Here is a 26856-nt window from a genome sequence, read left to right as displayed (position 1 = left end):
TTTTCTTTAGGTCAAGCTACAAAGGGCGCATGGTGAATGCCTTGGCACCAGGAGCCGACGAAGGACGTGATAAGCTACGATAAGCTTCGGGTAGACGCAAATAGTCTGAGAACCGAAGATTTCCGAATGGGGAAACCCACAGTGGAAGCACTGAACTGTAAACTGAATTCATAGGTTTATAGAGGTAAACCCGGGGAACTGAAACATCTAAGTACCCGGAGGAAGAGAAAGAAAAATCGATTTTCCAAGTAGCGGCGAGCGAAAGGGAAAGAGCCTAAACCAGGAACTTGTTTCTGGGGTTCGGGCAGACAGAGAGAACAATAGGTTAAGTGAAGAGAGCTGGAAGGCTCCGCCATAGAAGGTAAAAGCCCTGTAGGTGAAAGCTGAAAAAGTTCCAGTCTGTACCAGAGTACCACGAGACACGAGAAACCTTGTGGGAAAGAGGGAGGACCACCTCCTAAGGCTAAATACTACCTGGTGACCGATAGAGAAGAAGTACCGTGAGGGAAAGGTGAAAAGAACCCCGGAAGGGGAGTGAAAGAGAACCTGAAACCGTGTGTCCACAACCGATCGAAGCACTTTAACGTGCGACGATGTGCTTTTTGTAGAACGAGCCAGCGAGTTACGGTATGCAGCAAGGTTAAGCACTTAAGGTGCGGAGCCGAAGGGAAACCGAGTCTTAAAAGGGCGTCTAGTTGCATGCAGTAGACCCGAAACCGGGTGACCTATCCATGGCCAGGTTGAAGCGGAAGTAAAATTCCGTGGAGGACCGAACCACGTTGGTGTTGAAAAACCATGGGATGAGCTGTGGATAGCGGAGAAATTCCAATCGAACTCGGAGATAGCTGGTTCTCCTCGAAATAGCTTTAGGGCTAGCGTCGTGAATGAGTAGTGGAGGTAGAGCACTGAATGGGCTAGGGGCTGACAACAGTTACTGAACCCTATCAAACTCCGAATGCCATATACTTGAATCACGGCAGTCAGACCGGGAATGATAAGATCCTCGGTCAAAAGGGAAAGAGCCCAGATCATCAGCTAAGGTCCCAAAGTGTAAGTTAAGTGGAAAAGGATGTGGGATTTCGAAGACAACTAGGATGTTGGCTCAGAAGCAGCCACACATTCAAAGAGTGCGTAACAGCTCACTAGTCGAGAGATCCTGCGCCGAAGATGTCCGGGGCTAAAACTTACCACCGAAGCTATGGACCCGAAAGGGTGGTAGAGGAGCATCCTGTACGGATAGAAGCAGTACCGTAAGGAGCTGTGGACTGTACAGGAGAGAGTATGCTGGCATAAGTAGCGAGAAATAAGTGAGAATCTTATTGGTCGAAGACCTAAGGTTTCCTGGGAAAGGTTCGTCCGCCCAGGGTTAGTCGGGACCTAAGCCGAGGCCGAAAGGCGTAGGCGATGGACAATCGGTTGATATTCCGATACCGCAAACTGGCGTTTGACAGAAGGGATGACGCAGAAGGATAGGATGTGCACACTACTGGATGTGTGTCTAAGCACTGAGGCAGGCCGGGGAGGAAAACCCATCCGGTCAATGCTGAGGTGTTACAGGGATCCAATTAAGGAGAAGTATCCGATTTCACACTGCCAAGAAAAGTCTCTATGGAGCAAGTTTGTGCCCGTACCGCAAACCGACACAGGTAGGTGAGGAGAGAATCCTAAGACCATCGGAAGAATTGTTGTTAAGGAACTAGGCAAATTAACTCCGTAACTTAGGGATAAGGAGTGCCCCGAAAGGGGCCGCAGAGAATAGGCTCAAGCAACTGTTTATCAAAAACACAGGTCTCTGCTAAAGCGAAAGCTGAAGTATAGGGGCTGACGCCTGCCCGGTGCTGGAAGGTTAAGGGGAATACTAAGCGCAAGCGAAGGTATGAACTTAAGCCCCAGTAAACGGCGGCCGTAACTATAACGGTCCTAAGGTAGCGAAATTCCTTGTCGGGTAAGTTCCGACCCGCACGAATGGCGTAATGATTTGAGCACTGTCTCGACAACAAATCCGGCGAAATTGTAGTGCAAGTGAAGATGCTTGCTACCCGCGATTGGACGGAAAGACCCCGTAGAGCTTTACTGCAGTTTAGCATTGAGTTTCGGTATTGTCTGTACAGGATAGGTGGGAGGCATGGAAACCGGGGCGCCAGCCCTGGCGGAGCCAACGTTGGGATACCACCCTGACAGTACTGGAATTCTAACCGGCGGCCATGAAACTGGTCACGGGACATTGTTAGGCAGGCAGTTTGACTGGGGCGGTCGCCTCCTAAAAAGTAACGGAGGCGCCCAAAGGTTCCCTCAGAAGGGTCGGAAATCCTTCGAAGAGTGCAAAGGCAGAAGGGAGCCTGACTGCGACACATACAGGTGGAGCAGGGACGAAAGTCGGGCTTAGTGATCCGGTGGTACCTCGTGGGAGGGCCATCGCTCAACGGATAAAAGCTACCTCGGGGATAACAGGCTGATCTCCCCCAAGAGTTCACATCGACGGGGAGGTTTGGCACCTCGATGTCGGCTCGTCGCATCCTGGGGCTGAAGTAGGTCCCAAGGGTTGGGCTGTTCGCCCATTAAAGCGGCACGCGAGCTGGGTTCAGAACGTCGTGAGACAGTTCGGTCCCTATCCGTCGCGGGCGTAGGAAATTTGAGAGGAGCTGTCCTTAGTACGAGAGGACCGGGATGGACTGACCTCTGGTGTACCAGTTGTTCCGCCAGGAGCATGGCTGGGTAGCTATGTCGGGAAGGGATAAACGCTGAAAGCATCTAAGCGTGAAGCCCACCTCAAGATTAGATTTCCCACAGCGTAAGCTGGTAAGACCCCTCGGAGAACACGAGGTTGATAGGTCAGGGGTGTAAGCATGGCAACATGTTCAGCTGACTGATACTAATAGGTCGAGGGCTTGACCAAACATTCATCTTACTGTGCAATTTTCAGGGAACAGAGCAGTATTCCATATGGAATACACATGTTTTCAATATTTGCTGTAGAGTTTACAGTAAATAAATTATTAGCAGCGAATAGATCAAGGAAAAGCTTGAAGGAGGAGCGGAATTTACTTACGTAAATGAGCACCGCAGTGAGAACTTTGACGCAGAGATATGAAGCTGATAATGATTTATGTCAAATATCTGGTGGTTATGACGTGAAGGTAACACCCCTTCCCATTCTGAACAGGATGGTTAAGCTTCATTGTGCCGAGAGTACTGCAGGGGAAGCCCTGTGGCAGGGTAGGTTGCTGCCGGGTTTAAATAAATTGTTCCGTGGTAGCTCAATGGTTGAGCATTCGGCTGTTAACCGAAGGGTTGGAGGTTCGAGCCCTCTCCACGGAGCCATTTTTATTTTTTGCCAGATAAATATGCGAAATAAAAGTCAGACCTTGATTGGAGCTGACTTTTTATTTTTTTCTTGAAGATAAGATCAATACAGTACTTATTATACATATACCGCCTATGATATCAAATACTCCAAATGGTATGTTGAGCCATGCTATGGAAACAATTGTTGAGGACAGAGGTTCGATGCAGGACAATAAACTTGTTTCTGACGGGCTTATATAGTTTGTACTTGCCAGAAACCAATAAAATGCAATCAACGTTGCGAATATAATTATAAAGCCGATTCCGAGTATTGTACTGAAAGTATAACTGCCCTGAATTTTCCAGATTGGATGTATAAAGGAAAAAATCAGTCCACCTATGAACATTCCCCATCCGAGTACTATATCACAGCCCCATTTGCTTATAATGTAATGAGGCTGCAATACATAAAATGCAGCGGCAAAAGCTGACAGTATTCCCCAGAATAATGCCAGGTTTGAAATGGAGAGGGCGTGGATATTGCCCTTGGTTACTATTAGGAATGTGCCTAATAGTGCAAGTACAATTGATGCACATTCCCGTGAACTTGGAGGTTTTTTAGTGGATATTACCAGATAAAGGACGATTATTACTGGATTTAAGTATTGAAGTATGGTTGCTGTAGCCGCATTACAGTATTTAATAGTTGCAAAATATCCATATTGTGTACCTATCATTCCAAATAGACCAAATAAAATGAGATTTCTACGCCCGTATTTTGATTTCCATATATCAAATATCTTTTTACCTTTCTTAATATACAGAAATATCAGCAATATTATACTGGCTGACAGAAGCCTTGTTTCTGACAGCCACTCGGGGCTTATTCCCTTATAGCTGAAGAGGAATTGGGCTGTCGGGCCGGATATACCCCACAACATTGAAGAGATTACTGCAAGATATATTCCTTTTGATCTGGAATTAGATTTTAATACAAGTTCACTGTTCATTTTTTATCCTCGCAATTCTGTTGTCTTATTAATTTTATAAACAGATAATATTATACCAGTTAATAGCACTTAATCAATCATAATTTTTACACGTAAAAAAGTATTTGCTTAAAAAACTGCTGTAAAGATGTTATTATGTAGTTAGAATAATTATATTTTAATTTTTAATTACTGATTATCGGGGTGATTCTTTGAAGGTAAAGGATATTATGAATAGAAAAGTGAGTATTTTGAAACCCTTTGTTTATAATAGAAATACTTTAATCCATGATATTGGAAATTTCTTGTCAAGCAAGCATGATAGATATTTTCCCGTGATTGATGGTAAGGGCAAATTTCTTGGAATTACTGATATATACAATTTAAACAACGTTTTAAAGGAAGATAAAAATTTTAGTGCTGCAAAGGTGGATGTGTTAAATTATAAAGATACTTTATTTAAATATAAAATTTCTATTGCCGATGATTATCTAAACAAATATCGTTTTATTTATGTTGTAGATGCGGTTGGAAAGCTTGTAGGATTTATTTCCTGTGAACTTGTAAGACTTGTAAAAAATGAAAATGCATTATATATGTTTCTGGCAGCTATAGACCAGATTCATGACGGGATTGTAATAGTTGATAAAAATTCCAAGATAATATATGTTAATGAAGCTTATTCAAGAATTTTGAAGGTATGTAAATATAGAGTGCTGAATAAATTTGTGAAGGAAATAGAGCCCGGGGCTGTTATTCTGAAAAGCCTTGAGGAAGGAAAACCTAAAATAAACACTTTGGTTAAAGTTAAAAGTATAGGTAAAGAAATCATAGTTAATATAAATCCCATATTTATGGATGGAAAGCTTTTTGGTGCAATATCTGTTTTTAAAGATATTACAGAGGTATCCATATTGAACAGGGAATTGAAAAATGTAAGGAAGTTAACAGGAATTATCTATAATGATAGTATCAAAGCCCACAATAGTTTTCCGGAGAGTTTCTCCAATGTAATAGGAAGTGACAGGAAATTTGTGAAATGTTTGAAACTGGCCTCCATAGTGGCGCCTACAGACGCCACTGTATTGATTGAGGGCGAAAGCGGAGTTGGGAAAGAGGTGGTGGTAAATGCCATAGTGAATGCCAATAAGCAGAGGAAGACCCCTTTTATAAACATAAATTGTTCTGCTATTCCAGAGAGCCTGTTTGAAAGTGAATTGTTTGGATACTCGCAGGGATCGTTTACTGGTGCACAAAAAGGTGGCAAGGAGGGCAAGTTTGAAATGGCTGACAAGGGAACTATATTTTTGGACGAAATAGGAGAAATGCCTCTTTTTATGCAGGCAAAGCTTCTTAGGGTGCTGCAATCAGGTGAAATTCAAAAAATTGGTTCCAATAATGTCAACAGAGTTGATGTAAGAATTATAGCCGCTACAAACAGAGATTTAAAATTAATGGTTGAAGAGGAAAAATTCAGGGAGGATCTTTATTTTAGATTGAATACATTTAAGATAAAAATACCTCCTCTTAGAGAAAGGGGAAAGGATATAATTATTCTCGCAAATCATTTCCTTAAGCTATATTGTAATAAGTACAATAAAAGATTGACATTGTCAAAAGACGTTATAAAAATTTTATTAAATAACAAGTGGTATGGAAATGTCAGACAACTTCAAAGTTGTATTGAATATTCGGTTATAATTTGCCAGGGAAATACTATAGAAGTTGGGAATCTACCGGATGAAATAAAAAGCTCCTCCCCAAGTAAAAACAGTGCTGCATATAAAAATGACAATTTGAAACACATTATATCAGGCATTGAAAAGGAGGAAATAATAAATGAATTGAGGAGATCAAATGGAAATAGGACATATGCCATGAAAAAGCTTGGAATGTGCAGGAGAACCTTTTATCGTAAGTTGAAGATATATGGCATTGATCCCAATGTGTATACTAGATGATTTGTATACTTTGTATATAATCGTATACAAAGTATACATCGGATGTGGAACAGGAAAATCTAAAATACTGATTTTATAGTGCCTTGAAGAAGGCACTATTTTTTGGCATGGAATATGCTGTTTATATAATTGCTGGATAAATAACATATTTTATGAAGAAGGTGGATTTATGAAGACAATAAGAATTGGAGGAGCCCAGGGATTCTGGGGGGATTTGAATGATGCTCCTATTGAAATGGCTCAGAAAGATAATGTGGATTATATATCCTGTGATTATTTGGCGGAGCTTACCTTATCTATAATGCAGAGACAGAAGGAACGTCATCCTGAAGCAGGATATGCCAGAGATTTTATAAAGGCACTAAAAAAAATGCTTCCAATGGTTAAAGAAAAGGGAATAAAGGTTTTGACAAATGCAGGCGGAATGAATGTAAAATCTGCAGTTGAGGCAGCAAAACAGGCAGTCAAGGAATCGGGCCATAATTTAAAAATAGGACATGTACTTGGTGATGATGTTATGGATATAATACCCGATCTGAGGAAACAGGGCATATCAATGAACAATATGGATACGGGAGAATCCATAGATACAATTCTGCCTCATATGGTAAATGCAAACGTATACTATGGTTCGGAACCAATAGTGGAGTGCCTGGAAGGTGGAGCAGATATAATAATCGTGGGGCGTTCTACAGATACGGCTCTATTTCTGGCACCGCTTGAATATGAGCTTGGTTGGAAAGATGGAGATTGGGATTCTCTTGCTACTGGTATTTTGACGGGTCATCTTTCGGAGTGTGGAGCTCAGGCAACTGGAGGAAATTATGACTATGACTGGAGAAATGTTCCCCATCCGGAGGATCTGGGATACCCTATAGCCGAGATAAGTGAGCCTGGAAGGATAGTAATGACCAAGACAAAGGATACAGGAGGACTTGTAACTGTCGAATCCATAGAAGAACAGTTATTCTATGAGATACATGATCCAAAAAAATATTTGACACCGGATGTTGTTGCAGATTTTAGCGGAATAAATTTAAAACAGATAGGAAAGGACAGGGTTTTAGTTGAAGGTGTTAAAGGTCATAAAAGACCTGATACATTGAAACTTTGCGTTGGATATACTGAAGGATACAGAAATGTAGCTTATCTGCCTTTCAGCTGGCCTGATGCACTTGACAAGGCAAAGAGGGCTGCACAGATACTTGACGACAGGCTTACAAACAAAGGACTTGATGCCATAGAAAAGAGAATTGAGTTTGTTGGACTTAATTCCCTTCATGGACCACTTGCAGAAGAAATAAAGCAGGAACTCAATGAAGTTGTACTTAGAATAGCCATAAAAACAAAGGCAAAAGAAGAAGCTGATAAATTGACTCCTGAAATTGCTCCGTTTATTCTAAATGGACCGCCGGCATCCTGTTTCTTTGGAGGTAGAACCAGGGCTGCAGAAGTGTTCGCATTGTGGCCTACTCTTATTCCCAGGGATGCAGTTAAGCTTGAAGCATATGTAGAGGAGGTAAAATAGTATGATAGTTAAATTGAAGGATATAGCCCACGGAAGATCAGGAGATAAAAGTGATACGGAAAATGTGTGTATATTTGCGAGAGATCCGAAATACTATGATGCCATGAAAAGGCAGCTTACACCTGAAGCTGTAAAAGAGCACTACAAGGGTATTGTAAAAGGCGATGTAATAAGATACGATATTCCGCAGCTTTATGGGTTTAATTTTGTACTCCATCATGCACTGGATGGAGGGGCAACGCGTTCACTTAGATTGGATACACTTGGAAAGTGCATGGAAGCGGCACTTTTGAGATTTGAAATTGATTTGGATAAATAAGATTAATATTAAAGGAGATGGAAAATATGAAAACAAGTAGTTATTCAGGGTTCTACAAGCTTTCACCGGAAAACAGGTTGAAGGAGGTTGGTGAACTTACAGGTTTGTCAGAGGAGGAGCAAAAAGTAATAAAAGAACCGGGTGCTCTTGATATAGACAAGTCAGATCACATGATTGAAAATGTAGTAGGTACTTTTCAACTTCCAATGGGAGTTGCTCTCAATTTTATTGTAAATGGCAAAGATTATATTATACCCATGGTAACTGAAGAGCCGTCTGTAGTTGCTGCCGCAAGTAATGCAGCTAAAATGGCAAGAGAAACAGGAGGATTTTTTGCAAGCAATACAGGCTCCATCATGATTGCACAAATTCAGATTATTGATGTTAAAGACCCTAATTATGCGAAAATTAAGATCTACGAAAACAAAGATGAAATTATTAAAATCTGCAATGACAAAGATCCAGTTCTAGTTAAATTTGGTGGTGGCGTTCAGGATATTGAAGTGAGGGTAATTGAATCCAGTGAGGGAGAAATGGTTGTAGTTCATCTTGAGGTTAATACGTTGGATGCAATGGGTGCCAATGCTGTCAATACCATGGCTGAGGCTGTGGCTCCTTTTATTGAGAAAGTTACAGGAGGAAAAATATATTTAAGGATTTTATCCAATTTAGCAATACACAGACTTGCACGTTCAAGAGTAACTATTGACAAGGCGACGTTGGGAGGAGAGGAAGTTGTTGATAAAATAGTTACAGCATATGCTTTTGCTGATGCCGATCCATACAGGGCGGCAACTCACAATAAAGGAATTATGAATGGAATAAGTGCAGTAGTTATGGCTACAGGAAATGATACGAGAGCTATAGAATCCGGAGCTCATGCCTATGCTTCCCGTTCAGGACAATATAGATCATTAACGACATGGGAAAAGAATGAAGATGGCGATCTGTCAGGTACAATTGAGATTCCTATGGCGGTTGGTCTTGTAGGAGGGGCTACGAAAATTCATCCAGCAGCACAGGTGGCAGTAAAGATGCTTGGAGTTAAAAGTGCCGTGGAACTTGGAGAAATTATTGCTTCTGTAGGATTGGCACAAAATCTTGCAGCAATCAAGGCACTAGCTACAGAGGGTATTCAGAGAGGACACATGTCACTTCACGCGAGAAATATTGCTTCTGTTGCAGGTGCAAAAGGTGAATTACTAGAAAAGATCGTAAAAAAGATGGTAGAGGAGAAAAAGGTAAGATTGGAGTATGCTCAGGAACTGGTAAAAAAATATTCCGGCTCAAAGTAACATAGTATTGTATATCAAATGTCTTGTATAAGTGAAGTATTTTACTTATACAAGATAACATTATTAAATTGATATGGAGGTTGATTTAATTATGGAAAAGAAAATCTATGCAGATATATGGGGAGATACAGTAAATGTTAGGCATCTCTTATTTGCAATTGTTATTGGAATAGCCATTAGTCTGCCATCTTTTATTTTTAGCTTGAAGCTTATTCAATTGAATTTTCCAGATATAGCGTTGAAGCTGTGTAAAGCCTATGCCCTGTTGATCGGTATGCTCGCTTCTCTATTAAGTGCATTTATATCGGCTAGATTATTTAAACCAAAACGTATTCTACAGGAAAAAAATTTTTCAGAAGAAGACAGAAATCTGGTGTTGAAAGAGATTGACGTAGATTTGGATAAAGAAAGAGAAGAATTAAAGACAGTAGAAAAAGAAATTGTAGAAGAGATGAAAAATCTTAAATTGTATGAACTCTTTGCTGGAGAAAACGATGATAAATAACAGAGGGGAGATGGTAAATTATGGATGTATTACTTTTGCATAATATATTATGGGGTGTTGGGAGTGCTATTCTCGGCAGTGTTATTTTTTCATTTATAGGGCTTATATCTGGAACTGATGAAACTGCTACAGTAGCGCCGTTAACTTTGTTGATTATTTTACTTGGGTTTCCACCTGTAGCCATATTCTCATTTTTTATTGGGGGAGCTGTTTCCAAACATATGACGCATGCAATTCCGACAGCTCTAATGGGTGTTCCGGGAGATACCATGGCTGTTCCACTTTTGGAATATGCAAATGTTCTAAGACGGTTGGGTGTTCCCCATATTGCCCTGCGAAAAATGATCTCTGGAGCAATTCTTGGAGCAATTATTGCCCTGCCTATTTCAATTGGATTTGCAACACTGCTTGCTCCATTTTCACATATAGTGGAAGTATGGGCGCCTATTATTTTTACAGTTGCAGCAATTATAATTGCTTATACATCTAAAGGCAAGTGGGCCAGCGTATTTGTGTTGATACCATTTGCCGTGTTTCTTCAAGGCGTAATCAAATTGGCCAGTGCTGGACATCAAAGCATCTCCATAGGAATATTTCTTGGTATTGCTATTGGGCCGATGTTTGCAGACATAATTACTCTTTTATCTCCAGTGACTCATGGTTCTATTCTTAAAAGTTCACCAAAAGAATTTTGGCTGGCTCCAGAATTAAAAACATGGAAAGGTTATTTTCCCAATCCACTAAAAATGCTTACACGTGGACAAACTAAGTATACTCTGATAGGTGCTGGCATATCTGCACTTACTTTTACATTCAGTCCTGTAGGTATGACAGTAATGATTGGAGAAATAGTGGCATCCAAAGTTAAAAGTTTATATCAACGACTTACAACTTGTCTGAGTGTGATGAATGCAGTAACTGAAGCAACTTATATAGCTGAGACGTTAATACCCTTGGTAGCCTTTGGAATACCACTTAGTCCTGTAGGACTTGGACCGGCAGGGCCTTTGTTCAATGCACCGCCTGTATTTTCCAGCCAGCCTGTTCACAATCTGCACAATATGATGACATCAGGGGAATTCGCACTTTATGGACTAATGGGAATTATAGTAGCTTACATCATAGCCTATCCGCTATCTATGAATTATGCCAGAAAAGCCAGTGTATGGGTTTTGAAATATGTCAGCCAGGAAGCTATAATTTGTATGTTCGTTGGATTGATAACGGTTTTATCTTTCTATGAAGCTGGTTTTGTTGGAATTGGAATTTCATTGACAATTGGTATCTTTGGTGGCATATTAAATAGATTTTTTGGCGTGCATACTGGAGTACAGTATATGACTTTCTATGCATCCAGCTGGATAGTACTTAAACTCTTTGGAATTTAATTTTAGTTGAGTTGATGGAGGCTATTAAATATGAAAAAGGTGAGGATAGGCTCAGGTGCAGGTTTTGCAGGGGATAGAATAGAACCTGCCGTAGAAATTATGGAAAAGGGAAATTTAGATTATATCATATTCGAATGCCTGGCGGAAAGGACAATAGCAATTGACCAGCAGCAGAAATTAATTGATAAGGATAAAGGTTACAATGAATTTCTTGAGTATCGTATGAGAAAAATACTGCCACTATGTTATGAAAAGAAAGTAAAAGTAATAACCAATATGGGTGCTGCAAATCCTGTATCTGCAGTCAAGATAGTGAAAAAAACTGCATTGGAGATAGGAATAAAAGGTTTGAAAATAGCGTCAGTATTGGGAGACGATATTTTAGAACATATAGATGAATATATGAGCTGTAGAATACTTGAAACTGGTAAAAAGCTGAATTCCATAAGGTCAAATATAATCTCGGCAAATGCATATATAGGTGTACAAGGTATAATAGAAGCTCTGGAAAATGGAGCTGATATTGTAGTAACTGGAAGAGTAGCAGATCCATCTTTGACTTTGGCACCCTTGATGTTTGAATTTGGATGGGATGAAAATGATTATGAATTGTTAGGGAAAGGTACTTTAGCCGGACATCTATTGGAATGTGCAGGTCAGGTGACAGGAGGATATTTTGCAGATCCAGGATATAAGGAGGTACCCGATCTGTGGAATTTAGGATTCCCAATAGCAGAGATAACTGAAAATGGAGATATAACTGTAACAAAGCTTGAAGATACGGGAGGAATAGTTAACCAGCATACTTGTAAAGAGCAGGCAATATATGAAATCCATGATCCGGCAAATTATTTTACACCTGATGTTACAGCCGATTTTTCAAAAATAACCATTGAAGAAACTGGAGTAAACAGAGTACTGATAAAAGGAGCTTCAGGAAAAGAAAAAAATGGTTTGTTTAAGGTAAGTATAGGTTATAAAGATTGTTATGTAGGTGAAGGAGAAATAAGTTATGGAGGTTCAGGTGCATATGAAAGGGCAGATTTGGCAGGAAAAATAATTAGAAAAAGATTGGAATATATAAATTTGCCCATAGATGAATTGAAGGTGGATATTATAGGGGTTGATTCTCTTTATGGAAATTACTTAAGCCGAAAAATAAATGCCAGATGTGACTTTAAAGAGGTAAGACTTAGAGTTGCTGCAAGGACTTTAAAAAAAGAGAATGCAAAAACAATAGGAAATGAAGTTGAAGCACTCTATACCAATGGTCCGTCAGGAGGGGGAGGAGTGAGAAAATATGCTGATGAGATAATATCAATTGCATCAATACTTGTACCACGTAAAGATATAAAAATAAATGTTATTTATGAGAAGGTGTAGAAATGAAATTGAGGGATATTGCACACTCAAGAACGGGAGACAAAGGGAATATATCAAATATATCACTTATAGTGTATAAAAATGAGAACTATAAGCTAATTGAAGAGAAGGTAACTGCGGAAAAAGTCAAGGAGTGGTTTAGGGATATAGTAAATGGGGAAATAAAAAGATATGAACTTCCTAAAATAGGTGCTTTGAATTTTGTAATGTATGATGCATTGGGCGGAGGAGTCACAAGATCCCTGTCATTGGATAAGCATGGGAAAAGCTTGAGTTCGGTTTTGCTGGATATGAATATATAAATAAAAGATGAGTATAGAAAACCAATCTATACTCATCTTCAATTATTCTTTTATTCTTTCACTATCTTATGGCCATCACTTTTAAGAATGATATTTCCATCAACATCTGTCCTATATATTTGTATGTTTTTTTTCTTGAGTCTGTTTACTATTTTCTTTGTAGGGTGGCCGTATTTGTTGTTTTTACCGCAGCTTATTATTGCTATTGTTGGATTTACCCTGTTGAGAAATTCCTGTGAAGTAGAGCTTGAACTGCCGTGATGTCCTACCTTCAATACGTCAGCTGAAATATCATAGTTTCTATCCAGCATTTCCTGTTCGCTTTCTTTCTCAGCATCTCCTGTAAAGAGAAATTTTGTATTTCCATAGGTTATTTTCAACACTACTGAATAGTTGTTGGTATCGGGATAACTGCTGCTGTTTGGGGCCATTATTTCGGCTGAAACATTATCCCCCATTTCCAATTTTGAACCGGGTTTTGGCAAAGTTATTTTAATGTCCTTGTTTCTCAATGCCTGTACCATATTTTCAAATGTCTTTGTGTTTGAGATTTTTTTAGGTGCTATAAATGTATCAACGTCATATTTTTTTATTACATCACTCATCCCTCCTATATGGTCTTCATCAGGATGGGTTGCTATTACATAGTCAAGCTTTTTTATATCCTGTCTGTCCAAATATGACATGAATTTACTTCTGCTGCTGTTTGGGCCTGCATCTATCAGAAGATTTTTACCGTTTACCTGTATCAGTTCACTGTCGCCCTGACCTACATCTATGTAGCTTACTCTAAGTCCGTTATAGGATGTGTTTTCAGAATCTGTAATCGTACATCCTGACAAACATAGTAAGAATGTCAATATAAACGAGAATAAGATATAATATTTTTTCATATGTTTCAACTGATATATCACCACCTGTATATATTTGTTAATTGTTCAGGGCCTCTGATATTTTTTCTTTTATGGTTCCAGCAAGATTATCCCTCTGTTCTTTTGACAAGTTTTCTGTATAAATTGGATCACATATAGTAAAGTCTACAGTTCCCGGTCTTAAATTTTCATGTGGATTGCCTTCTCTTAATTTATAACTGCCGTTTATGGCTATTGGGACAATTGGAACCATTGATTTCAATGCAAGTTTAAAGCTGCCTTTCTTGAATTCTCCCATCTTTGAACCACGGCTTCTTGTGCCTTCTGGAAATATGATCATACTGTGGCCGTTTTTTAAAATATTGATGCCTTCATTTATGGATTTTATTGATTCCCGTATATTGTTTCTATCCATAAATACGCATTTGATTTGTTCCATCCAGTAACTTATTATTCCAACCTTTTTTATTTCTTTTTTTGCAATAAACCCAACTGACCTGTTTACAGATGCAATTATTATTGGAATATCAAGGAATCCCTGATGATTCGACACAAATAGACAGGACTGACCGGGAATTTTTTCAATTCCATTTATATTAACTTTTATGCCCATGGCTTTTATAATAAAGTCAGCCCAGTCTTTTACACATTTATATATATATAATTGAATTTCTTCCTCTCTCCCAGTTTTTTTAAGTCTTTCCAGTTTCATTTTTTTGAATAGGGAATATAGCATATACAATACAAGAAGAAAATAAAGTAAAATGCTTCTTAACATGATAATGATGCCTCCTGTAATCATTTTTATCGACTATCCCATTATATCATATATGAATGTCAATGCTATAAAATAATTGTATGGAAAAGTCCAATATCTCCTGATGTAATCCTTTAAATAAACTAAATGAAAGTTTAAATAAGAAAAAATCATAAATAAGAAAATTTTATTTGCTTATAACTATTAAAAATGATACAATATAATCATTAATTCTCACAAGTGACCCTTGTATATGCTGAATTTTACAAGGGTTAACTGGAGTGGACGCAATATATTTGTACATAGCTGAAAAAAAGCATGAGATTTATAAATTGAAATATCTATTGCAATTTAATTCAGAATTAGCTTATTTTCTATAGGGCCAATATGAAAGGGAGATGGTTTTTAATGTATGATTATAAGTTGGAAAATATAAAAGAACCTAATTTATATAAAGATATATTTCCATATGATGAAATTCCTAAGATAGTTTTCAATGGTATACAGCTTCCTATGAATATACCTGAGAACATCTGGATTACAGATACGACTTTCAGAGATGGGCAGCAATCCATGGAGCCATTTACTTTGGAGGAAATAGTCAATATATACGATTATCTCCATGAATTGGACAATAATTCAGGAATAATAAGGCAGAGTGAGTTTTTTCTGTACAGTGAAAAGGACAGGAAAGCTGCGGAAGTCTGTATGGAAAGAGGATATGAGTTTCCTGAAATAACTTCATGGATAAGAGCCAACAAGGAAGATTTCAAGCTTGTAAGGGATATGGGTATAAAAGAAACAGGAATGCTTATGTCATGCTCTGATTATCATATATTTAAAAAATTGAGAAAGACAAGGGAAGAAACTGTAGATATGTATCTTTCTGTTGTGGAAGAAGCGTTGAACAATGGAATCAGGCCAAGGTGCCACCTGGAGGATATAACAAGGGCGGATTTTTATGGATTTGTAGTTCCGCTTGTAAATAAATTAATGGATATGTCGCATGAATCTGGTATCCCCATAAAAATAAGATTATGTGATACCCTTGGAGTTGGAGTTTCATATGGACAAACAGAAGTTCCTAGAAGCGTACAGGGACTTGTGCATGGACTTAGGACAATATGTGGTATTCCGGAGGAGTGCATGGAATGGCACGGGCACAATGACTTTTATGCGGCTGTAGACAATTCAACTACTGCATGGCTTTATGGAGTGGCATCCATAAACAGCACTCTGTTTGGAATTGGTGAAAGAACTGGAAACTGTCCTCTCGAAGCCATGATATTCCAATATGCGCAAATCAAAGGGAATACAAGGAGCATGAAGCTTGAAGTTATAACGGAAATAGCAAATTATTTTAAAAATCAACTTGGATATGATATTCCACCAAAGACACCTTTTGTAGGAAGCCAGTTCAATGTTACAAAAGCCGGTATACATGCAGACGGGATGCTCAAGGACAAGGAGATTTACAATGCATTTGACACAGACAAGATACTCGCAAGGCCGGTTGTAATTGAAATAAATCAGTATTCAGGACTTGCCGGTATAGCAGCATGGATTAATACCTACTATAAATTGAAGGATGAAGACAAGGTAGAAAAAAAAGACCCTAGAGTTGTAGAAATAAAGAGGTGGGTAGATGATCAGTATAAAATGGGAAGAACCAATATAATAAGAAACAGTGAAATGGAGCTTCTTGTGAAAAAGTTGATGCCTGAGGTACTTGAAAAAAGGGAAGAGAGAGCATGTTGACTAAAATGAATTGTTTGGAGGCATTGGAATGAGACAAAAAGTTACCCTTATTAAGGGGGATGGAATAGGGCCTGAAGTTTGTATGGCAGCCAAAAGGGTCATAGATAAGAGCGGAGCTGATATTGACTGGGAGATCTTTGAAGCTGGAGCTGCCGTAATTGAAAAGTACGGTACGCCAATACCGGATCATATAATAAATAGCATAAGAAAAAACGGAGTAGCCCTTAAGGGGCCGGTTACCACACCTGTTGGGAAAGGCTTCAGAAGTGTAAATGTAACCCTCAGGAAGCAGTTAAACCTGTATGCAAATATAAGACCTATAAAAACCTATGCTGGTGTAAAATCCAGATATGAAAATGTAGATCTTGTTATTTTTAGAGAGAATACAGAGGATTTATATGCCGGCATCGAGCATATGGTAAGTGATGAGATAGCCGAGAGTATAAAGATAATATCAAAAAATGCAAGTAGAAAGATAGTAAAAGCCGCATTTGATTATGCAGTTAAAAATGGAAGGAAAAAGGTTACTGCTGTTCATAAGGCAAATATAATGAAACTTTCGGATGGCCTGTTTCTTAAAACTGCACAGGAAGTGGCCAAAGAGTATGAAGGCATTGAATTTGAAAGTGTGATAGTAGATGCAATGAGCATGAAACTTGTACTTAATCCTGAAAATTATGATGTTCTTGTAATGCCGAATTTATATGGTGATATCTTATCCGATATGGCATCGGGACTCATAGGCGGACTAGGACTGGTTCCTGGAGCAAATGTAGGTGAGGATACAGCAGTATTTGAAGCTGCACATGGATCTGCACCTGATATTGCAGGTAAAAATAAAGCCAATCCTACGGCTATAATACTTTCATCAATCATGATGCTTAGATATCTTGGAGAAAACATCCCGGCGGATAGGATAGAGAATGCAGTTGAGGCCGTGCTTAAAGATGGAAAGTACCTGACCTGTGATCTTGGCGGAAATTCTACTACCGATGAATTTACAGATGCAATAATTTCAAAATTGGATTTCAATTAAATAAAGGTGACGAATGCAGAACTACCATACAGCAGGTAGTTCTGCAGTTTTTTACACCAGAATTAGAGCTTGTTCAAGTCATATGGTGTTTCCTGATATACGTAATAGTTGAGCCAATTTAAAAATAGTAAATTGGCATGTCCTTTCCACATGGACAGTGGAGCTTTTTTTGTATCATCATCAGGAAAATAATTTTTTGGAATTTCTATAGGAAGGTTGCTTGCCTTGTCCCTTTCATATTCCTGCTTCAATGTCAGGGTATCATATTCGGAATGTCCCATGACAAAGATATCGCGGCCGCCCTTTGTAGCTGCTATATAGATTCCTGCTTCTTCTGATTCTGAGAGTATTTCAAGTTCAGGAACACTTTGAATATCCTCTCTTTTTATAGTTGTATGCCTCGAATGAGGGGCATAAAACAGATCATCAAAACCCCTTAATAGTTTTACATTCTTCCTGGTGATGGTATGTGGAAACACTCCAAACAACTTTTTGTCCAATGGATATTTTGGAATACCAAAATGATAGTAAAGACCGGCCTGAGCCCCCCAGCATATGTGGAAGGTTGAATAGACGTTTTTCAGGGACCAGTCCATTATTTCAGTGAGTTCATCCCAGTAATCTACATCTTCAAATTCCAACTTTTCTACAGGTGCTCCCGTTATTATCATCCCGTCAAATTTTCTGTGACGTATTTCGTCAAATGTCTCGTAATACTTGAAAAGATATTCTTCGGAAGTATTTTTTGACTTATGGGATTTTGGGTATACAAGGGTTATGTCCACTTGAAGCGGGGAATTGCCAAGAAGTCTGAGCAGTTGTGTTTCAGTGACAGTCTTGACGGGCATCAGATTCAATATTACTATATTGAGAGGACGTATATCCTGCTTGACTGCACGTTTTTCGTTCATTACAAATATATTTTCAGCTTTCAATATCTTGCAAGCTGGAAGACCATTAGGTATATTTATTGGCATAGAACTCATCCTTTACAAATATTGATTATGGACTAAAAAGGCCATTTTTCTACTAAGAAAAATGGCCTGTAATATCGAACTATTTTTCTTATCTTTCAGAAAAAATCTGTAGGAATTAACACCATGCATTCAAATGAAAAATGCTGGTTGTCGGGCATCATTGGGCCTATCCCTTAGCCACTCTCGATAAGATTTTTAATTGGTTTAATGAATATGATATACTAAAAACTTAATTCTGTCAAGAAGATCAAAAATTAGAATTTTTGTATTGACAAGCATGCTGAAAAGTATTAGCATTAAATAAAATGTACTTTAACAATAATATACTGAGGTTCTTATCAAGAGTGGTGGAGGGACTGGCCCTGAGAAACCCGACAACCAGCATGTGCGTCATGCAAGGTGTTAATTCCTACAGAATCATGAAAATTCTGGAAGATAAGAAAAGAATGCTGTAATGTATCGATACAAACTTAGGCTGCTTTTCTTAATAAAAAGCGGCCTTTTTTGAACTAAATTTTTATGAGGAGAGAATTTATGAGCATAATAGATATATTCAATGACAAGGAATTTATACTTTCCTTTGAAGTTATACCATTTAAGAATAAAAGTAATTTCCCGAGCTTTGAAAACAGGATCAATAATTTGAGCAAAATGAATCCGGATTTTATAAGTGTAACTTATGGAGCTGCAGGAAGAAGTAAAAATGGATCCATGGAGACTGCACTTTATATAAAGAACAAATACAATATAGAGGTGCTGTCACATCTCACCTGCATAAATTCTACAGAGGAAGAAATAGAGAAATACATATCGGAGCTTGCTGATGGCGGAATAAATAATATACTTGCACTCAGAGGAGATATTGTCAGGAATTCCAATTCACAAATAAATAATAAATACAGATATGCAAAGGAACTTGTAAAATATATTTCAAGAAAGAGAGATATGTGTATTGCAGTTGCAGCATATCCCGAAGGACATGCGGAATCAAGTAATCTGGATGAAGATATTTTTCATCTGAAGGAGAAGGTGGACTGCGGGGCGGATTTTCTTATCACCCAGTTTTTCTTCAGCAATGACTATTTCTACACGTTCAGGGAAAAACTGGGCAAGATTGGGCTGGATATACCTCTGCTGGCAGGTATAATGCCGGTTGTTAAGGCAAGACAGGTTAAGAGCATGAGTCTGCTTGGCGGCGCAAGTTTGCCTAAAGAACTTTTGGCCATAATAGATAAATATGGGGAAAATGAAGAAGACTTCTTTAAAGCGGGAGTAGAATACAGCTTGAATCAAACACGCGATTTGGTGAAAAATGGAATAAAGGGTATTCACTTGTATACCATGAATGACTTGACTGCTGTGAACTACATAGTAGATAATTTGTATAATTGATAAAAAGGGGTGGCTATATGGATTTTAACGATTTGTTTAAAAGATTCGAGGATAAATTTATATTTTTTGACGGTGCTATGGGGACAATGCTTCAGAAAAGTGGACTTAAAGCCGGCGATCTTCCTGAAATATTGAACATAACAAATGGAAATACAATCAAGAAAATACATGAAGTCTACCTTGATTCTGGTGCAGATATTATAATAACAAATACTTTTGGGGCAAATGAATTGAAATACAGTGATTCTGAATATTCTTCAGATGAAGTGATAGAGGCCGGGGTTAGAGTTGCAAAAGCTGCTGTCAGGGGAAGAAAGGATAAATTCGTGGCACTTGACATGGGCCCTATAGGCCAGGTCATGGAGCCTACTGGGAACCTCACTTTTGAAACTGCCTATAAACTTTTTAAAAAACAGGTAGTCATAGGTGAAAGGGAAGGAGCCGATATAATACTGATTGAGACAATGATGGATATATATGAGACCAAGGCTGCCATACTTGCAGCAAAGGAAAACAGTTCCCTTCCGGTTTTTTGCACTATGACTTTTCAGGAAAACGCCAGAACTCTGATGGGGACAGATCCCAGAACCATGGTTTTTGTTCTGGAAGGTCTTGGGGTTGATGCACTTGGAGTCAATTGTTCGCTTGGACCAAAGGATCTTCAGCCCATAGTGGATGAAATTTTAAGGTACTCGTCTACTCCTGTCATGGTTCAGCCAAATGCCGGTCTGCCAAAATATGATGGGAAAGAAACCTATTATGATGTAAAAGCAGCTGAGTTTTCAGAACAAATGAAGATCATGGCAGAAAAAGGAGTAAGAATACTAGGAGGATGCTGCGGCACGGACCCTGAATTCATCAAGGCCACTATAGAACTGGTAAGCGGACTCAAGCCTTTATGTCCGGAGAAAAAAGAATTTACTGCAGTGACTTCAGGCAATCAAACTGTAATAATAGGTGGTAGAACAAGAATAATAGGTGAAAGAATAAATCCTACTGGAAAAGCCGCATATAAACAGGAACTTAGGGAGAAGAAGATAGGATATATCCAGAGAGAGGCCCTGTATCAGAAAGAAGAAGGCGCAGACATACTTGAACTGAATGTAGGACTTCCTGAAATAGATGAAGTTGAAATGATGAAAAAGGCTGTAAAGGCAATACAGCAGGTTTCATACCTCCCGGTAAGCATAGACAGTCCAAATCCCGACGCCCTTGAGGCCGGAGTGAGATTATACAGGGGCAAACCTCTCATAAATTCTGTAAATGGCAAGGAAAAAACCATGGAAGAGGTTTTCCCCATAGTAAAAAAATATGGAGGCTGTATTATAGCTCTCACTATCGACGAGGCAGGAATAGCAAATACGGCGGAAGAAAGGTTTGCAATTGCGGAAAAGATAGTAAAGAGAGCTGAAGAGTTTGGAATTTCACGTAAGGATATAATAGTTGACTGCCTCTCCCTTACTGCCTCTGCCCAGCAGAAGGAAGTCATGGAGACGGTAAGGGCGATAAGAATGGTGAAGGAAAAACTTGGTGTAAAGACAACACTCGGGGTAAGCAATGTATCTTATGGACTTCCAAATAGAAAACTTTTAAACAGGACATTTTTGCTTATGGCACTGGAAGCCGGTTTGGATCTGCCGATAATGAATCCCGGAGATGAAGGAATGAAGGATACTATAGCTGCATTTGAAGTACTTTCATACAGGGATGTGGACAGTAAGAATTTTATAGAAAAGTACAAGGATATGCCGAAGGAGTCAAATCAAAATAAAAAAAACAACGTTGTAGATAAAAGCAAGGATGGAAAACACCAGAAAGATAAAATAGACAAAAAGACTCTAAAGCAGATAATTATAGACGGCATGGAGGACGAAGCGATTCTGGCTACAAGTCAGCTTTTAAAGTTGAAAAAGCCTCTGGATATAGTAAACTTATATGTTATTCCGGCACTGGATGAAGTGGGGGCAAAGTATGAAGCAAAGGAAATTTTTCTGCCGCAGCTCATGCAGTCTGCAGAGACTGTAAAGAAGTCTTTCGAAGTCATAAAGAAGAGTATGGTTGAAAGCGGACAGAGCAATGTGGATAAGGGGAGAATAGTCCTGGCAACAGTCAAGGGAGATATACACGACATAGGTAAAAACATAGTGAAGGTGCTTCTGGAGAACTATGGGTTCAACGTAATAGATCTTGGGAAAGATGTGGACATTGAGAGAGTAGTTGATTGTGTAAAGCAAAACAATATAAGGGTTGTTGGATTGAGTGCACTTATGACTACCACGGTTATAAACATGAAAAAGACGATAGAAGCTCTTAGAAAAAGTAATCTGTGCTGCAAGGTCATAGTTGGTGGAGCAGTATTGAATCAGGAATATGCAGATATGATAGGAGCTGACTTTTATGCGCGGGACGCCAGAGACACGGTTAAAATAGCTGAAAAGATCTTTTCACAAAATGAACTGGAATTTGTTAAATAAAAAAATTTATATGGAATATCTGAGAAAAATGATATAAAATATGTTTATAAATACTCTAATTCATTTTAGGAGAAAATATCATGGAAAAAATTAATAAGAAAACAGGCAAATATGTTCCACATATAAATGGGACACTCAGAGGTCATATGATAAATCTACCTGATGTAATAAGGCAGACATCAGGAATAAAGGTATTTGGCAAGAGATTGAAATCTTTTGCCTTTACGACAGATGTGGCAGTTATAAAAAATATAAATGCAGATGCAGTTTTCGCTGTATATCCATTCACGCCTCAGTCCGTCATATCTGAAGCCCTTGTAGCAGCTTCAGATGTACCTGTTTTTTGCGGCGTAGGAGGCGGACTTACTACGGGGAAAAGAGTTATAAATCTGGCATTGAATGCAGAATTCACGGGAGCAATGGGAGTTGTTGTAAATAGTCCTACGTCAGATGAAATAATAAAAGCCATGAGCGATTCCATTGATATACCAATTGTTGTAACAGTAGTTTCCGAAAGGGACGACATACAGAAGAGAATAGATGCGGGTGTTTCAATTTTAAATGTATCTGCAGGTAGCAGTACACCTGAACTTGTTGGGAGTATAAGGAGACAATTTCCTGAGTTCCCTATAATGGCTACAGGCGGCAAGGATGAAAAATCAATAGAGAAAACTATAATGGCGGGTGCAAATGCTATTGTCTATACTCCGCCGTCCACATCTGAACTGTTTAAGGAGAGCATGGAAAGATATAGAAAAATGTAGATTATAAATCGGTGGGTAAATTATCCATCGGTTTATAATTATGCATAAAAATGAGTGAATATATAGTTGAATAAAATAAAAATGTTGCATATTTATAATATTATATGTATAATTATAATATAATATTAAGATAATACTTAAATGTGATGGGGGTCATTTTATGAAAGACAAAGTAGTATTAGCATATTCGGGCGGATTGGATACCTCGATTATAATTCCATGGCTCAAGGAGAATTATGATCTGGATGTAATAGCAGTTTGCATAGATGTAGGTCAGGGAGATGACTACGACAAAGTAAAGAAAAAAGCGTTGAAAACTGGAGCTTCAAAGATATATGTGGAAAATCTTACAGAGGAGTTTGTACAAGACTATCTTTTCAAGGCTGTTAAGGCACATTTGCTGTATGAAGATGAGTATATGCTTGGAACTTCTCTTGCAAGACCGCTGATGTCCAAAAAATTGGTGGAGATTGCCCATAAGGAAGGAGCAAAGTATATAGCACATGGATGTACGGGAAAAGGAAATGACCAGGTGCGCTTTGAAGTTGGAATAGCTTCTTTTGATCCTTCCATAAAGATAATTGCACCATGGAGAATCTGGAATATAAAATCAAGGGAGGATGCCATAGATTATGCCCATTCAAAAGGTGTGGAAGTTGCTGCAACCAAGAAAAAAATATATTCGGAGGATAAAAACCTATGGCATATAAGCCATGAAGGCGGAGATCTTGAAAATCCGATAAATGAACACAAAAGGGATATGTATTCCATGACGACTCCTGTGGAACAGGCAGAGGACAATCCTGAATATGTAGAAATATATTTTCAGCAGGGTGTGCCTAAAAAAGTAAATGGCAAGGAACTCTCACCTGTGGAACTTCTGACCGAATTGAATAAAATAGGCGGCAGAAATGGAGTAGGAGTAATTGATATAGTTGAAAACAGACTGGTTGGGATGAAGTCAAGGGGAGTCTATGAAACTCCTGGTGGGACTGTACTTTATGCAGCACATAGATGCCTTGAAAGACTTACAGTAGACAAGAGTACCTATCATTACAAACAGCTTGTATCACAGAAATATGGCGAACTGGTATATGACGGACTCTGGTTTACACCGCTCAGGGAAGCACTTGATGCTTTTGTGGAAGTTACCCAGAAAAATGTTACAGGTACGGTTAAGCTCAGGATATACAAGGGCAATATAATAAATGCCGGAATAGATGCTGAAAATGCACTCTATGATGAAGACATATCCTCATTTGGTGCAAGTGAGCTGTACAGTCACAAGGATGCAGAAGGATTCATCAAGATATTCAGCCTTCCAAGCAAGATAAAGGCCATATCGGATCAGAATAATCAGAAATAGGAAAGGAAATTTTTATGAAGTTATGGGGAGGAAGATTCAAAAAATCTGAAAGCAAGCTCATGGAGGATTTCAATAGTTCTCTAAGTTTTGACAGGACACTCTATAAAGAGGATATAACCGGAAGCATGGCCCATGTAAAGATGCTTGCCAGATGCGGTATATTGTCTGAAGAGGACAGGGACCTGATATTGAAGGGATTAAAATCCATACTTTCAGATATTGAAGATGATAAACTTAAAATAGAGGGTGACTATGAGGATATTCATAGTTTTGTGGAAAGCAATCTTATAGACAGAGTAGGGCAGGTAGGCAAGAAGCTCCATACTGCAAGAAGCAGAAATGATCAGGTAGCTCTGGACTTCAGGTTATATGCAAAAAACAAGGCTGGAGAAGTCATTGATGCAATTGTGAACCTTCAGAAAACCATGAAGGAACTTGGGGAAAAAAATAATTTCATAATGCCAGGATATACTCATCTTCAAAGGGCACAGGTAGTTACCTTCAAGCATCATATAATGGCTTATTACAGTATGCTTGGAAGAGATAGGAAGAGAGTGGAAAATGCTGTGGACCTACTGGATGAAAGCCCTCTTGGATGCTGCGCACTGGCCGGTACTACATATGATATAGACAGGAAGTTTACTGCAGGAGAACTCGGTTTCAAGAAACCTGTAAGCAATTTCCTTGACGGAGTTAGTGACAGGGATTACGCTCTGGAGCTCCTTTCATGTTTTTCAATCATGATGATGCACCTGAGCAGGTTGAGTGAAGAACTTATATTGTGGAGCAGCAGGGAATTTGGATTTGTAACCATAGATGACGAGTTTTCCACGGGAAGCAGTATAATGCCCCAGAAAAAGAATCCTGATGCAGCGGAACTTATAAGGGGCAAGACTGGAAGGGTATATGGAGATCTCATGTCCCTCCTGACGGTTATGAAAGGGATTCCGCTTGCCTACAACAAAGATATGCAGGAAGACAAGGAGCAGTTTTTTGATGCTGTGAAAACCGTATTGAGCTGTGCAAAGGTAATGGACGGGATGCTGTCTACTCTTAAAGTAAATAGTGATAAGATGTTCAATGCAGTAAAGACTGGATTTTTAAATGCAACCGAGGCCGCAGATTATCTTGTAAACAAAGGCATGGCTTTCAGGGATGCACACAAGGTAATAGGTGAAATAGTCCTTTACTGCGAGCAGAATAATAAACCCATAGAGGAACTTTCCCTGGAGGAACTTGCAGGGTTCAGCACATTGTTCAAAGATGACGTATATGATTTTATAGATTATGAGAATTCAATTACAAGAGGTATAAAGAAAAATCTTAGATAAAAATAGAGAAGGTTCAGATGGAACCTTCTCTATTTTAGTATACTATGAATTATGGATATGTAACTATTCGGCTCTATTGGTTATGCCGGTCCTGTCTCTTCCGAAGAAGGATATGGAATACAGACCACATATGCCTACAATTGCGTATATGGTTCTTGTAAGGGCAGACATTGTTCCAAACCATGAAGCTATGAGATCATACTGAAAAAATCCAAGCAACCCCCAATTTACAGCACCTATGACAACTAACACGAGAGCTATTGTATCAAGTGTCTTCATAAAAACACATCTCCTTTTAAATTTATCATAAGTATTATGTGCAAATGGGGCATAAAATATAAGCAAAATCATGACTTGGTTTTTGAATTTTGTTTACTGCTGTTTTGCAGGCTTATCTGGATGTTTCTGTCTATTGGCTGGTAAAGTGATATAAATGTATTTGTCCGCTGTATTCCATCTATAACCTGTATTTTATTCATAAGAAGGTTCTGAAGATCAGCTATATTTCTGCATATTACCTTTACAAATATGGAATATTCTCCTGTGGTATAGTGAAGTTCAACAATTTCATTTATAGCGTTCAGTTCATCGAGAACCTCATTGAAATTTCTTGCCCTGTCAAGGTAAATTCCTATAAAGCAGCATACGTCATATCCTATTTTTGAATTGTCTATTATAAGCTTCGTACCTTTTATTATATCCATGTCTTCCATTTTTTTCATTCTGACATGTATAGTTCCTCCGCTTACATGGCATTGTCTTGCTATTTCAAGAAAAGGGGTTCTTGAATCCTTGATCATTATATCCAGAATCTGAATATCAAGATCATCAAGTCCTTTGATTTTAAAATTTGTACTCATAATCTAAACACTCCTTATACGTAATATACGATTACTGTTTGTGCTAATTTTAATAATAATTTCCTCAGGAAAGGAGTAAAATAAAATTCATTTAGTTACAGTAAAGTTACTTATATTTTAACTTATTTTTTAATATACATAAAGTACTATAACCATTATAACAGAAAGTTTTATCAAATTGATATTAGAAAACGTTATTTCAGGATAATATTTTGAAGATCAACAAATTAGCACTGAAAAATTTGATAAAGGTATAAATGTATTAAATACGAATTATTAATGTTGCAATAATACTGTAAAAAGTATTATTATTG

22 protein-coding genes, 1 tRNA gene, 2 rRNA genes and 2 riboswitches are annotated in these 26856 nt (G+C 38.4%); of the genes, 19 read left to right on the top strand and 6 right to left on the bottom strand.

Annotated elements, in window-relative coordinates; all coding sequences use genetic code 11:
• Window positions 1–9: 9 nt before the first annotated feature.
• The 4 genes from LKE46_RS12105 to LKE46_RS12090 all read left to right on the top strand — a co-directional run bounded on the left by LKE46_RS12105 (window position 10) and on the right by LKE46_RS12090 (window position 3321).
• Window positions 10–2896 (top strand): 23S ribosomal RNA (locus tag LKE46_RS12105).
• Window positions 2889–3053, top strand: a complete 165-nt coding sequence (locus LKE46_RS12100; RefSeq protein WP_291722585.1) for a hypothetical protein — start codon at window positions 2889–2891, stop codon at window positions 3051–3053. The genes LKE46_RS12105 and LKE46_RS12100 overlap by 8 nt, the downstream gene beginning before the upstream one ends.
• Window positions 3054–3116: 63 nt before the next feature.
• Window positions 3117–3233 (top strand): 5S ribosomal RNA (rrf, locus tag LKE46_RS12095).
• 13 nt (window positions 3234–3246) lie between these two features.
• Window positions 3247–3321 (top strand) — tRNA-Asn (locus LKE46_RS12090).
• Between the two features lie 62 nt (window positions 3322–3383).
• Here LKE46_RS12090 and LKE46_RS12085 read toward each other — a convergent pair.
• Window positions 3384–4295 carry a DMT family transporter gene (locus LKE46_RS12085; RefSeq protein ID WP_291722583.1) on the bottom strand — a complete coding sequence of 304 codons (912 nt, stop codon included), beginning with the start codon at window positions 4293–4295 and terminating at the stop codon, window positions 3384–3386.
• 209 nt (window positions 4296–4504) lie between these two features.
• On the opposite strand from LKE46_RS12085, the gene LKE46_RS12080 reads away from it, so the two are divergent.
• From LKE46_RS12080 to LKE46_RS12045, 8 genes are all read left to right on the top strand, one after another.
• Window positions 4505–6235, top strand: coding sequence for a sigma 54-interacting transcriptional regulator (locus LKE46_RS12080; RefSeq protein WP_291722581.1), 1731 nt, complete (start codon window positions 4505–4507; stop codon window positions 6233–6235).
• Window positions 6236–6404: 169 nt separating this feature from the next.
• Window positions 6405–7763 carry an acyclic terpene utilization AtuA family protein gene (locus LKE46_RS12075; RefSeq protein WP_291722579.1) on the top strand — a complete coding sequence of 453 codons (1359 nt, stop codon included), beginning with the start codon at window positions 6405–6407 and terminating at the stop codon, window positions 7761–7763.
• A 1-nt stretch (window position 7764) separates the two neighbouring features.
• On the top strand, window positions 7765–8082 hold the full coding sequence (locus LKE46_RS12070; protein WP_291722577.1) for an AtuA-related protein: 318 nt from the start codon (window positions 7765–7767) through the stop codon (window positions 8080–8082).
• Between the two features lie 26 nt (window positions 8083–8108).
• Window positions 8109–9377: a hydroxymethylglutaryl-CoA reductase, degradative gene (locus LKE46_RS12065; protein WP_291722573.1), complete on the top strand. Its 1269-nt coding sequence runs from the start codon at window positions 8109–8111 to the stop codon at window positions 9375–9377.
• Between the two features lie 91 nt (window positions 9378–9468).
• Complete coding sequence (locus LKE46_RS12060; protein WP_291722571.1) at window positions 9469–9882, top strand: hypothetical protein; 414 nt, start codon at window positions 9469–9471, stop codon at window positions 9880–9882.
• Between the two features lie 20 nt (window positions 9883–9902).
• Window positions 9903–11270 (top strand): tripartite tricarboxylate transporter permease, encoded by a 1368-nt coding sequence (locus LKE46_RS12055; RefSeq protein WP_291722568.1) that lies wholly within the window; start codon window positions 9903–9905, stop codon window positions 11268–11270.
• A 30-nt stretch (window positions 11271–11300) separates the two neighbouring features.
• A complete protein-coding gene (locus tag LKE46_RS12050; protein WP_291722565.1) occupies window positions 11301–12653 on the top strand; it encodes an acyclic terpene utilization AtuA family protein in 1353 nt (450 codons plus the stop codon).
• Between the two features lie 2 nt (window positions 12654–12655).
• On the top strand, window positions 12656–12955 hold the full coding sequence (locus LKE46_RS12045; RefSeq protein WP_291722562.1) for an AtuA-related protein: 300 nt from the start codon (window positions 12656–12658) through the stop codon (window positions 12953–12955).
• Window positions 12956–13005: 50 nt separating this feature from the next.
• Here the strand turns inward: LKE46_RS12045 and LKE46_RS12040 are convergent, their stop codons facing one another.
• Together LKE46_RS12040 and LKE46_RS12035 are read right to left on the bottom strand one after the other, a co-directional pair.
• Window positions 13006–13857: a ComEC/Rec2 family competence protein gene (locus LKE46_RS12040; protein ID WP_291722559.1), complete on the bottom strand. Its 852-nt coding sequence runs from the start codon at window positions 13855–13857 to the stop codon at window positions 13006–13008.
• A gap of 28 nt (window positions 13858–13885) precedes the next feature.
• A complete protein-coding gene (locus tag LKE46_RS12035; RefSeq protein ID WP_291722556.1) occupies window positions 13886–14605 on the bottom strand; it encodes a lysophospholipid acyltransferase family protein in 720 nt (239 codons plus the stop codon).
• Between the two features lie 387 nt (window positions 14606–14992).
• Here LKE46_RS12035 and LKE46_RS12030 point away from each other — a divergent pair, with 387 nt between their 5' ends.
• Both LKE46_RS12030 and LKE46_RS12025 read left to right on the top strand, forming a co-directional pair.
• Window positions 14993–16342: a 2-isopropylmalate synthase gene (locus tag LKE46_RS12030; RefSeq protein ID WP_291722553.1), complete on the top strand. Its 1350-nt coding sequence runs from the start codon at window positions 14993–14995 to the stop codon at window positions 16340–16342.
• Between the two features lie 28 nt (window positions 16343–16370).
• The gene (locus LKE46_RS12025) at window positions 16371–17378 is read left to right on the top strand and encodes an isocitrate dehydrogenase (NAD(+)) (protein ID WP_291722550.1); all 1008 of its coding nucleotides are present in this window, start codon (window positions 16371–16373) and stop codon (window positions 17376–17378) included.
• Window positions 17379–17440: 62 nt separating this feature from the next.
• On the opposite strand, the gene metA is transcribed toward LKE46_RS12025, so the two are convergent.
• Window positions 17441–18355: a homoserine O-acetyltransferase MetA gene (gene metA, locus LKE46_RS12020; protein ID WP_291722547.1), complete on the bottom strand. Its 915-nt coding sequence runs from the start codon at window positions 18353–18355 to the stop codon at window positions 17441–17443.
• An 85-nt stretch (window positions 18356–18440) separates the two neighbouring features.
• Window positions 18441–18548, bottom strand: a riboswitch (SAM riboswitch).
• Between the two features lie 139 nt (window positions 18549–18687).
• Window positions 18688–18797, top strand: a riboswitch (SAM riboswitch).
• 92 nt (window positions 18798–18889) lie between these two features.
• Here metA and metF point away from each other — a divergent pair.
• The 5 genes from metF (at window position 18890) to argH (ending at window position 25682) form a co-directional block, all read left to right on the top strand.
• Window positions 18890–19747, top strand: a complete 858-nt coding sequence (gene metF / locus LKE46_RS12015; protein ID WP_291722544.1) for a methylenetetrahydrofolate reductase [NAD(P)H] — start codon at window positions 18890–18892, stop codon at window positions 19745–19747.
• Window positions 19748–19764: 17 nt separating this feature from the next.
• The gene (locus tag LKE46_RS12010; RefSeq protein ID WP_291722542.1) at window positions 19765–22221 is read left to right on the top strand and encodes a homocysteine S-methyltransferase family protein; all 2457 of its coding nucleotides are present in this window, start codon (window positions 19765–19767) and stop codon (window positions 22219–22221) included.
• A gap of 80 nt (window positions 22222–22301) precedes the next feature.
• Window positions 22302–22985 carry a hydrolase gene (locus tag LKE46_RS12005; protein WP_291722540.1) on the top strand — a complete coding sequence of 228 codons (684 nt, stop codon included), beginning with the start codon at window positions 22302–22304 and terminating at the stop codon, window positions 22983–22985.
• Between the two features lie 160 nt (window positions 22986–23145).
• Window positions 23146–24351, top strand: a complete 1206-nt coding sequence (locus LKE46_RS12000) for an argininosuccinate synthase (protein ID WP_291722538.1) — start codon at window positions 23146–23148, stop codon at window positions 24349–24351.
• Window positions 24352–24365: 14 nt separating this feature from the next.
• On the top strand, window positions 24366–25682 hold the full coding sequence (gene argH, locus LKE46_RS11995; protein WP_291722536.1) for an argininosuccinate lyase: 1317 nt from the start codon (window positions 24366–24368) through the stop codon (window positions 25680–25682).
• A gap of 63 nt (window positions 25683–25745) precedes the next feature.
• Here the strand turns inward: argH and LKE46_RS11990 are convergent, their stop codons facing one another.
• Entirely contained in the window at window positions 25746–25961 is a 216-nt protein-coding gene (locus LKE46_RS11990; protein ID WP_291722533.1) for a DUF378 domain-containing protein, read from the bottom strand.
• A gap of 68 nt (window positions 25962–26029) precedes the next feature.
• The gene (locus tag LKE46_RS11985; protein ID WP_291722530.1) at window positions 26030–26542 is read right to left on the bottom strand and encodes an Lrp/AsnC ligand binding domain-containing protein; all 513 of its coding nucleotides are present in this window, start codon (window positions 26540–26542) and stop codon (window positions 26030–26032) included.
• Window positions 26543–26856: the final 314 nt, after the last annotated feature.

The sequence above is a fragment of the Clostridium sp. genome (genome assembly GCF_022482905.1).
Taxonomy (GTDB): domain Bacteria; phylum Bacillota; class Clostridia; order Clostridiales; family Clostridiaceae; genus Clostridium_B.
Note: the sequence above shows the minus strand (reverse complement) of the source record. Positions and strands in the feature narration are given on the sequence as shown.

Excerpts from the sequence above, each read along its gene's own strand:
- LKE46_RS12050 (WP_291722565.1), top strand. The coding sequence starts at position 11,301 with ATGAAAAAGGTGAGGATAGGCTCAGGTGCAGGTTTTGCAGGGGATAGA.
- LKE46_RS12055 (WP_291722568.1), top strand. The coding sequence starts at position 9,903 with ATGGATGTATTACTTTTGCATAATATATTATGGGGTGTTGGGAGTGCT.
- argH (WP_291722536.1), top strand. The coding sequence starts at position 24,366 with ATGAAGTTATGGGGAGGAAGATTCAAAAAATCTGAAAGCAAGCTCATG.
- LKE46_RS12025 (WP_291722550.1), top strand. The coding sequence starts at position 16,371 with ATGAGACAAAAAGTTACCCTTATTAAGGGGGATGGAATAGGGCCTGAA.
- LKE46_RS11990 (WP_291722533.1), bottom strand. The coding sequence starts at position 25,961 with ATGAAGACACTTGATACAATAGCTCTCGTGTTAGTTGTCATAGGTGCT.
- LKE46_RS12075 (WP_291722579.1), top strand. The coding sequence starts at position 6,405 with ATGAAGACAATAAGAATTGGAGGAGCCCAGGGATTCTGGGGGGATTTG.
- LKE46_RS12060 (WP_291722571.1), top strand. The coding sequence starts at position 9,469 with ATGGAAAAGAAAATCTATGCAGATATATGGGGAGATACAGTAAATGTT.
- LKE46_RS12065 (WP_291722573.1), top strand. The coding sequence starts at position 8,109 with ATGAAAACAAGTAGTTATTCAGGGTTCTACAAGCTTTCACCGGAAAAC.
- LKE46_RS12045 (WP_291722562.1), top strand. The coding sequence starts at position 12,656 with ATGAAATTGAGGGATATTGCACACTCAAGAACGGGAGACAAAGGGAAT.
- LKE46_RS12080 (WP_291722581.1), top strand. The coding sequence starts at position 4,505 with ATGAATAGAAAAGTGAGTATTTTGAAACCCTTTGTTTATAATAGAAAT.
- LKE46_RS12010 (WP_291722542.1), top strand. The coding sequence starts at position 19,765 with ATGGATTTTAACGATTTGTTTAAAAGATTCGAGGATAAATTTATATTT.
- LKE46_RS12005 (WP_291722540.1), top strand. The coding sequence starts at position 22,302 with ATGGAAAAAATTAATAAGAAAACAGGCAAATATGTTCCACATATAAAT.
- LKE46_RS12000 (WP_291722538.1), top strand. The coding sequence starts at position 23,146 with ATGAAAGACAAAGTAGTATTAGCATATTCGGGCGGATTGGATACCTCG.
- LKE46_RS12030 (WP_291722553.1), top strand. The coding sequence starts at position 14,993 with ATGTATGATTATAAGTTGGAAAATATAAAAGAACCTAATTTATATAAA.
- LKE46_RS12085 (WP_291722583.1), bottom strand. The coding sequence starts at position 4,295 with ATGAACAGTGAACTTGTATTAAAATCTAATTCCAGATCAAAAGGAATA.
- metF (WP_291722544.1), top strand. The coding sequence starts at position 18,890 with ATGAGCATAATAGATATATTCAATGACAAGGAATTTATACTTTCCTTT.
- LKE46_RS11985 (WP_291722530.1), bottom strand. The coding sequence starts at position 26,542 with ATGAGTACAAATTTTAAAATCAAAGGACTTGATGATCTTGATATTCAG.
- LKE46_RS12070 (WP_291722577.1), top strand. The coding sequence starts at position 7,765 with ATGATAGTTAAATTGAAGGATATAGCCCACGGAAGATCAGGAGATAAA.
- LKE46_RS12035 (WP_291722556.1), bottom strand. The coding sequence starts at position 14,605 with ATGTTAAGAAGCATTTTACTTTATTTTCTTCTTGTATTGTATATGCTA.
- metA (WP_291722547.1), bottom strand. The coding sequence starts at position 18,355 with ATGCCAATAAATATACCTAATGGTCTTCCAGCTTGCAAGATATTGAAA.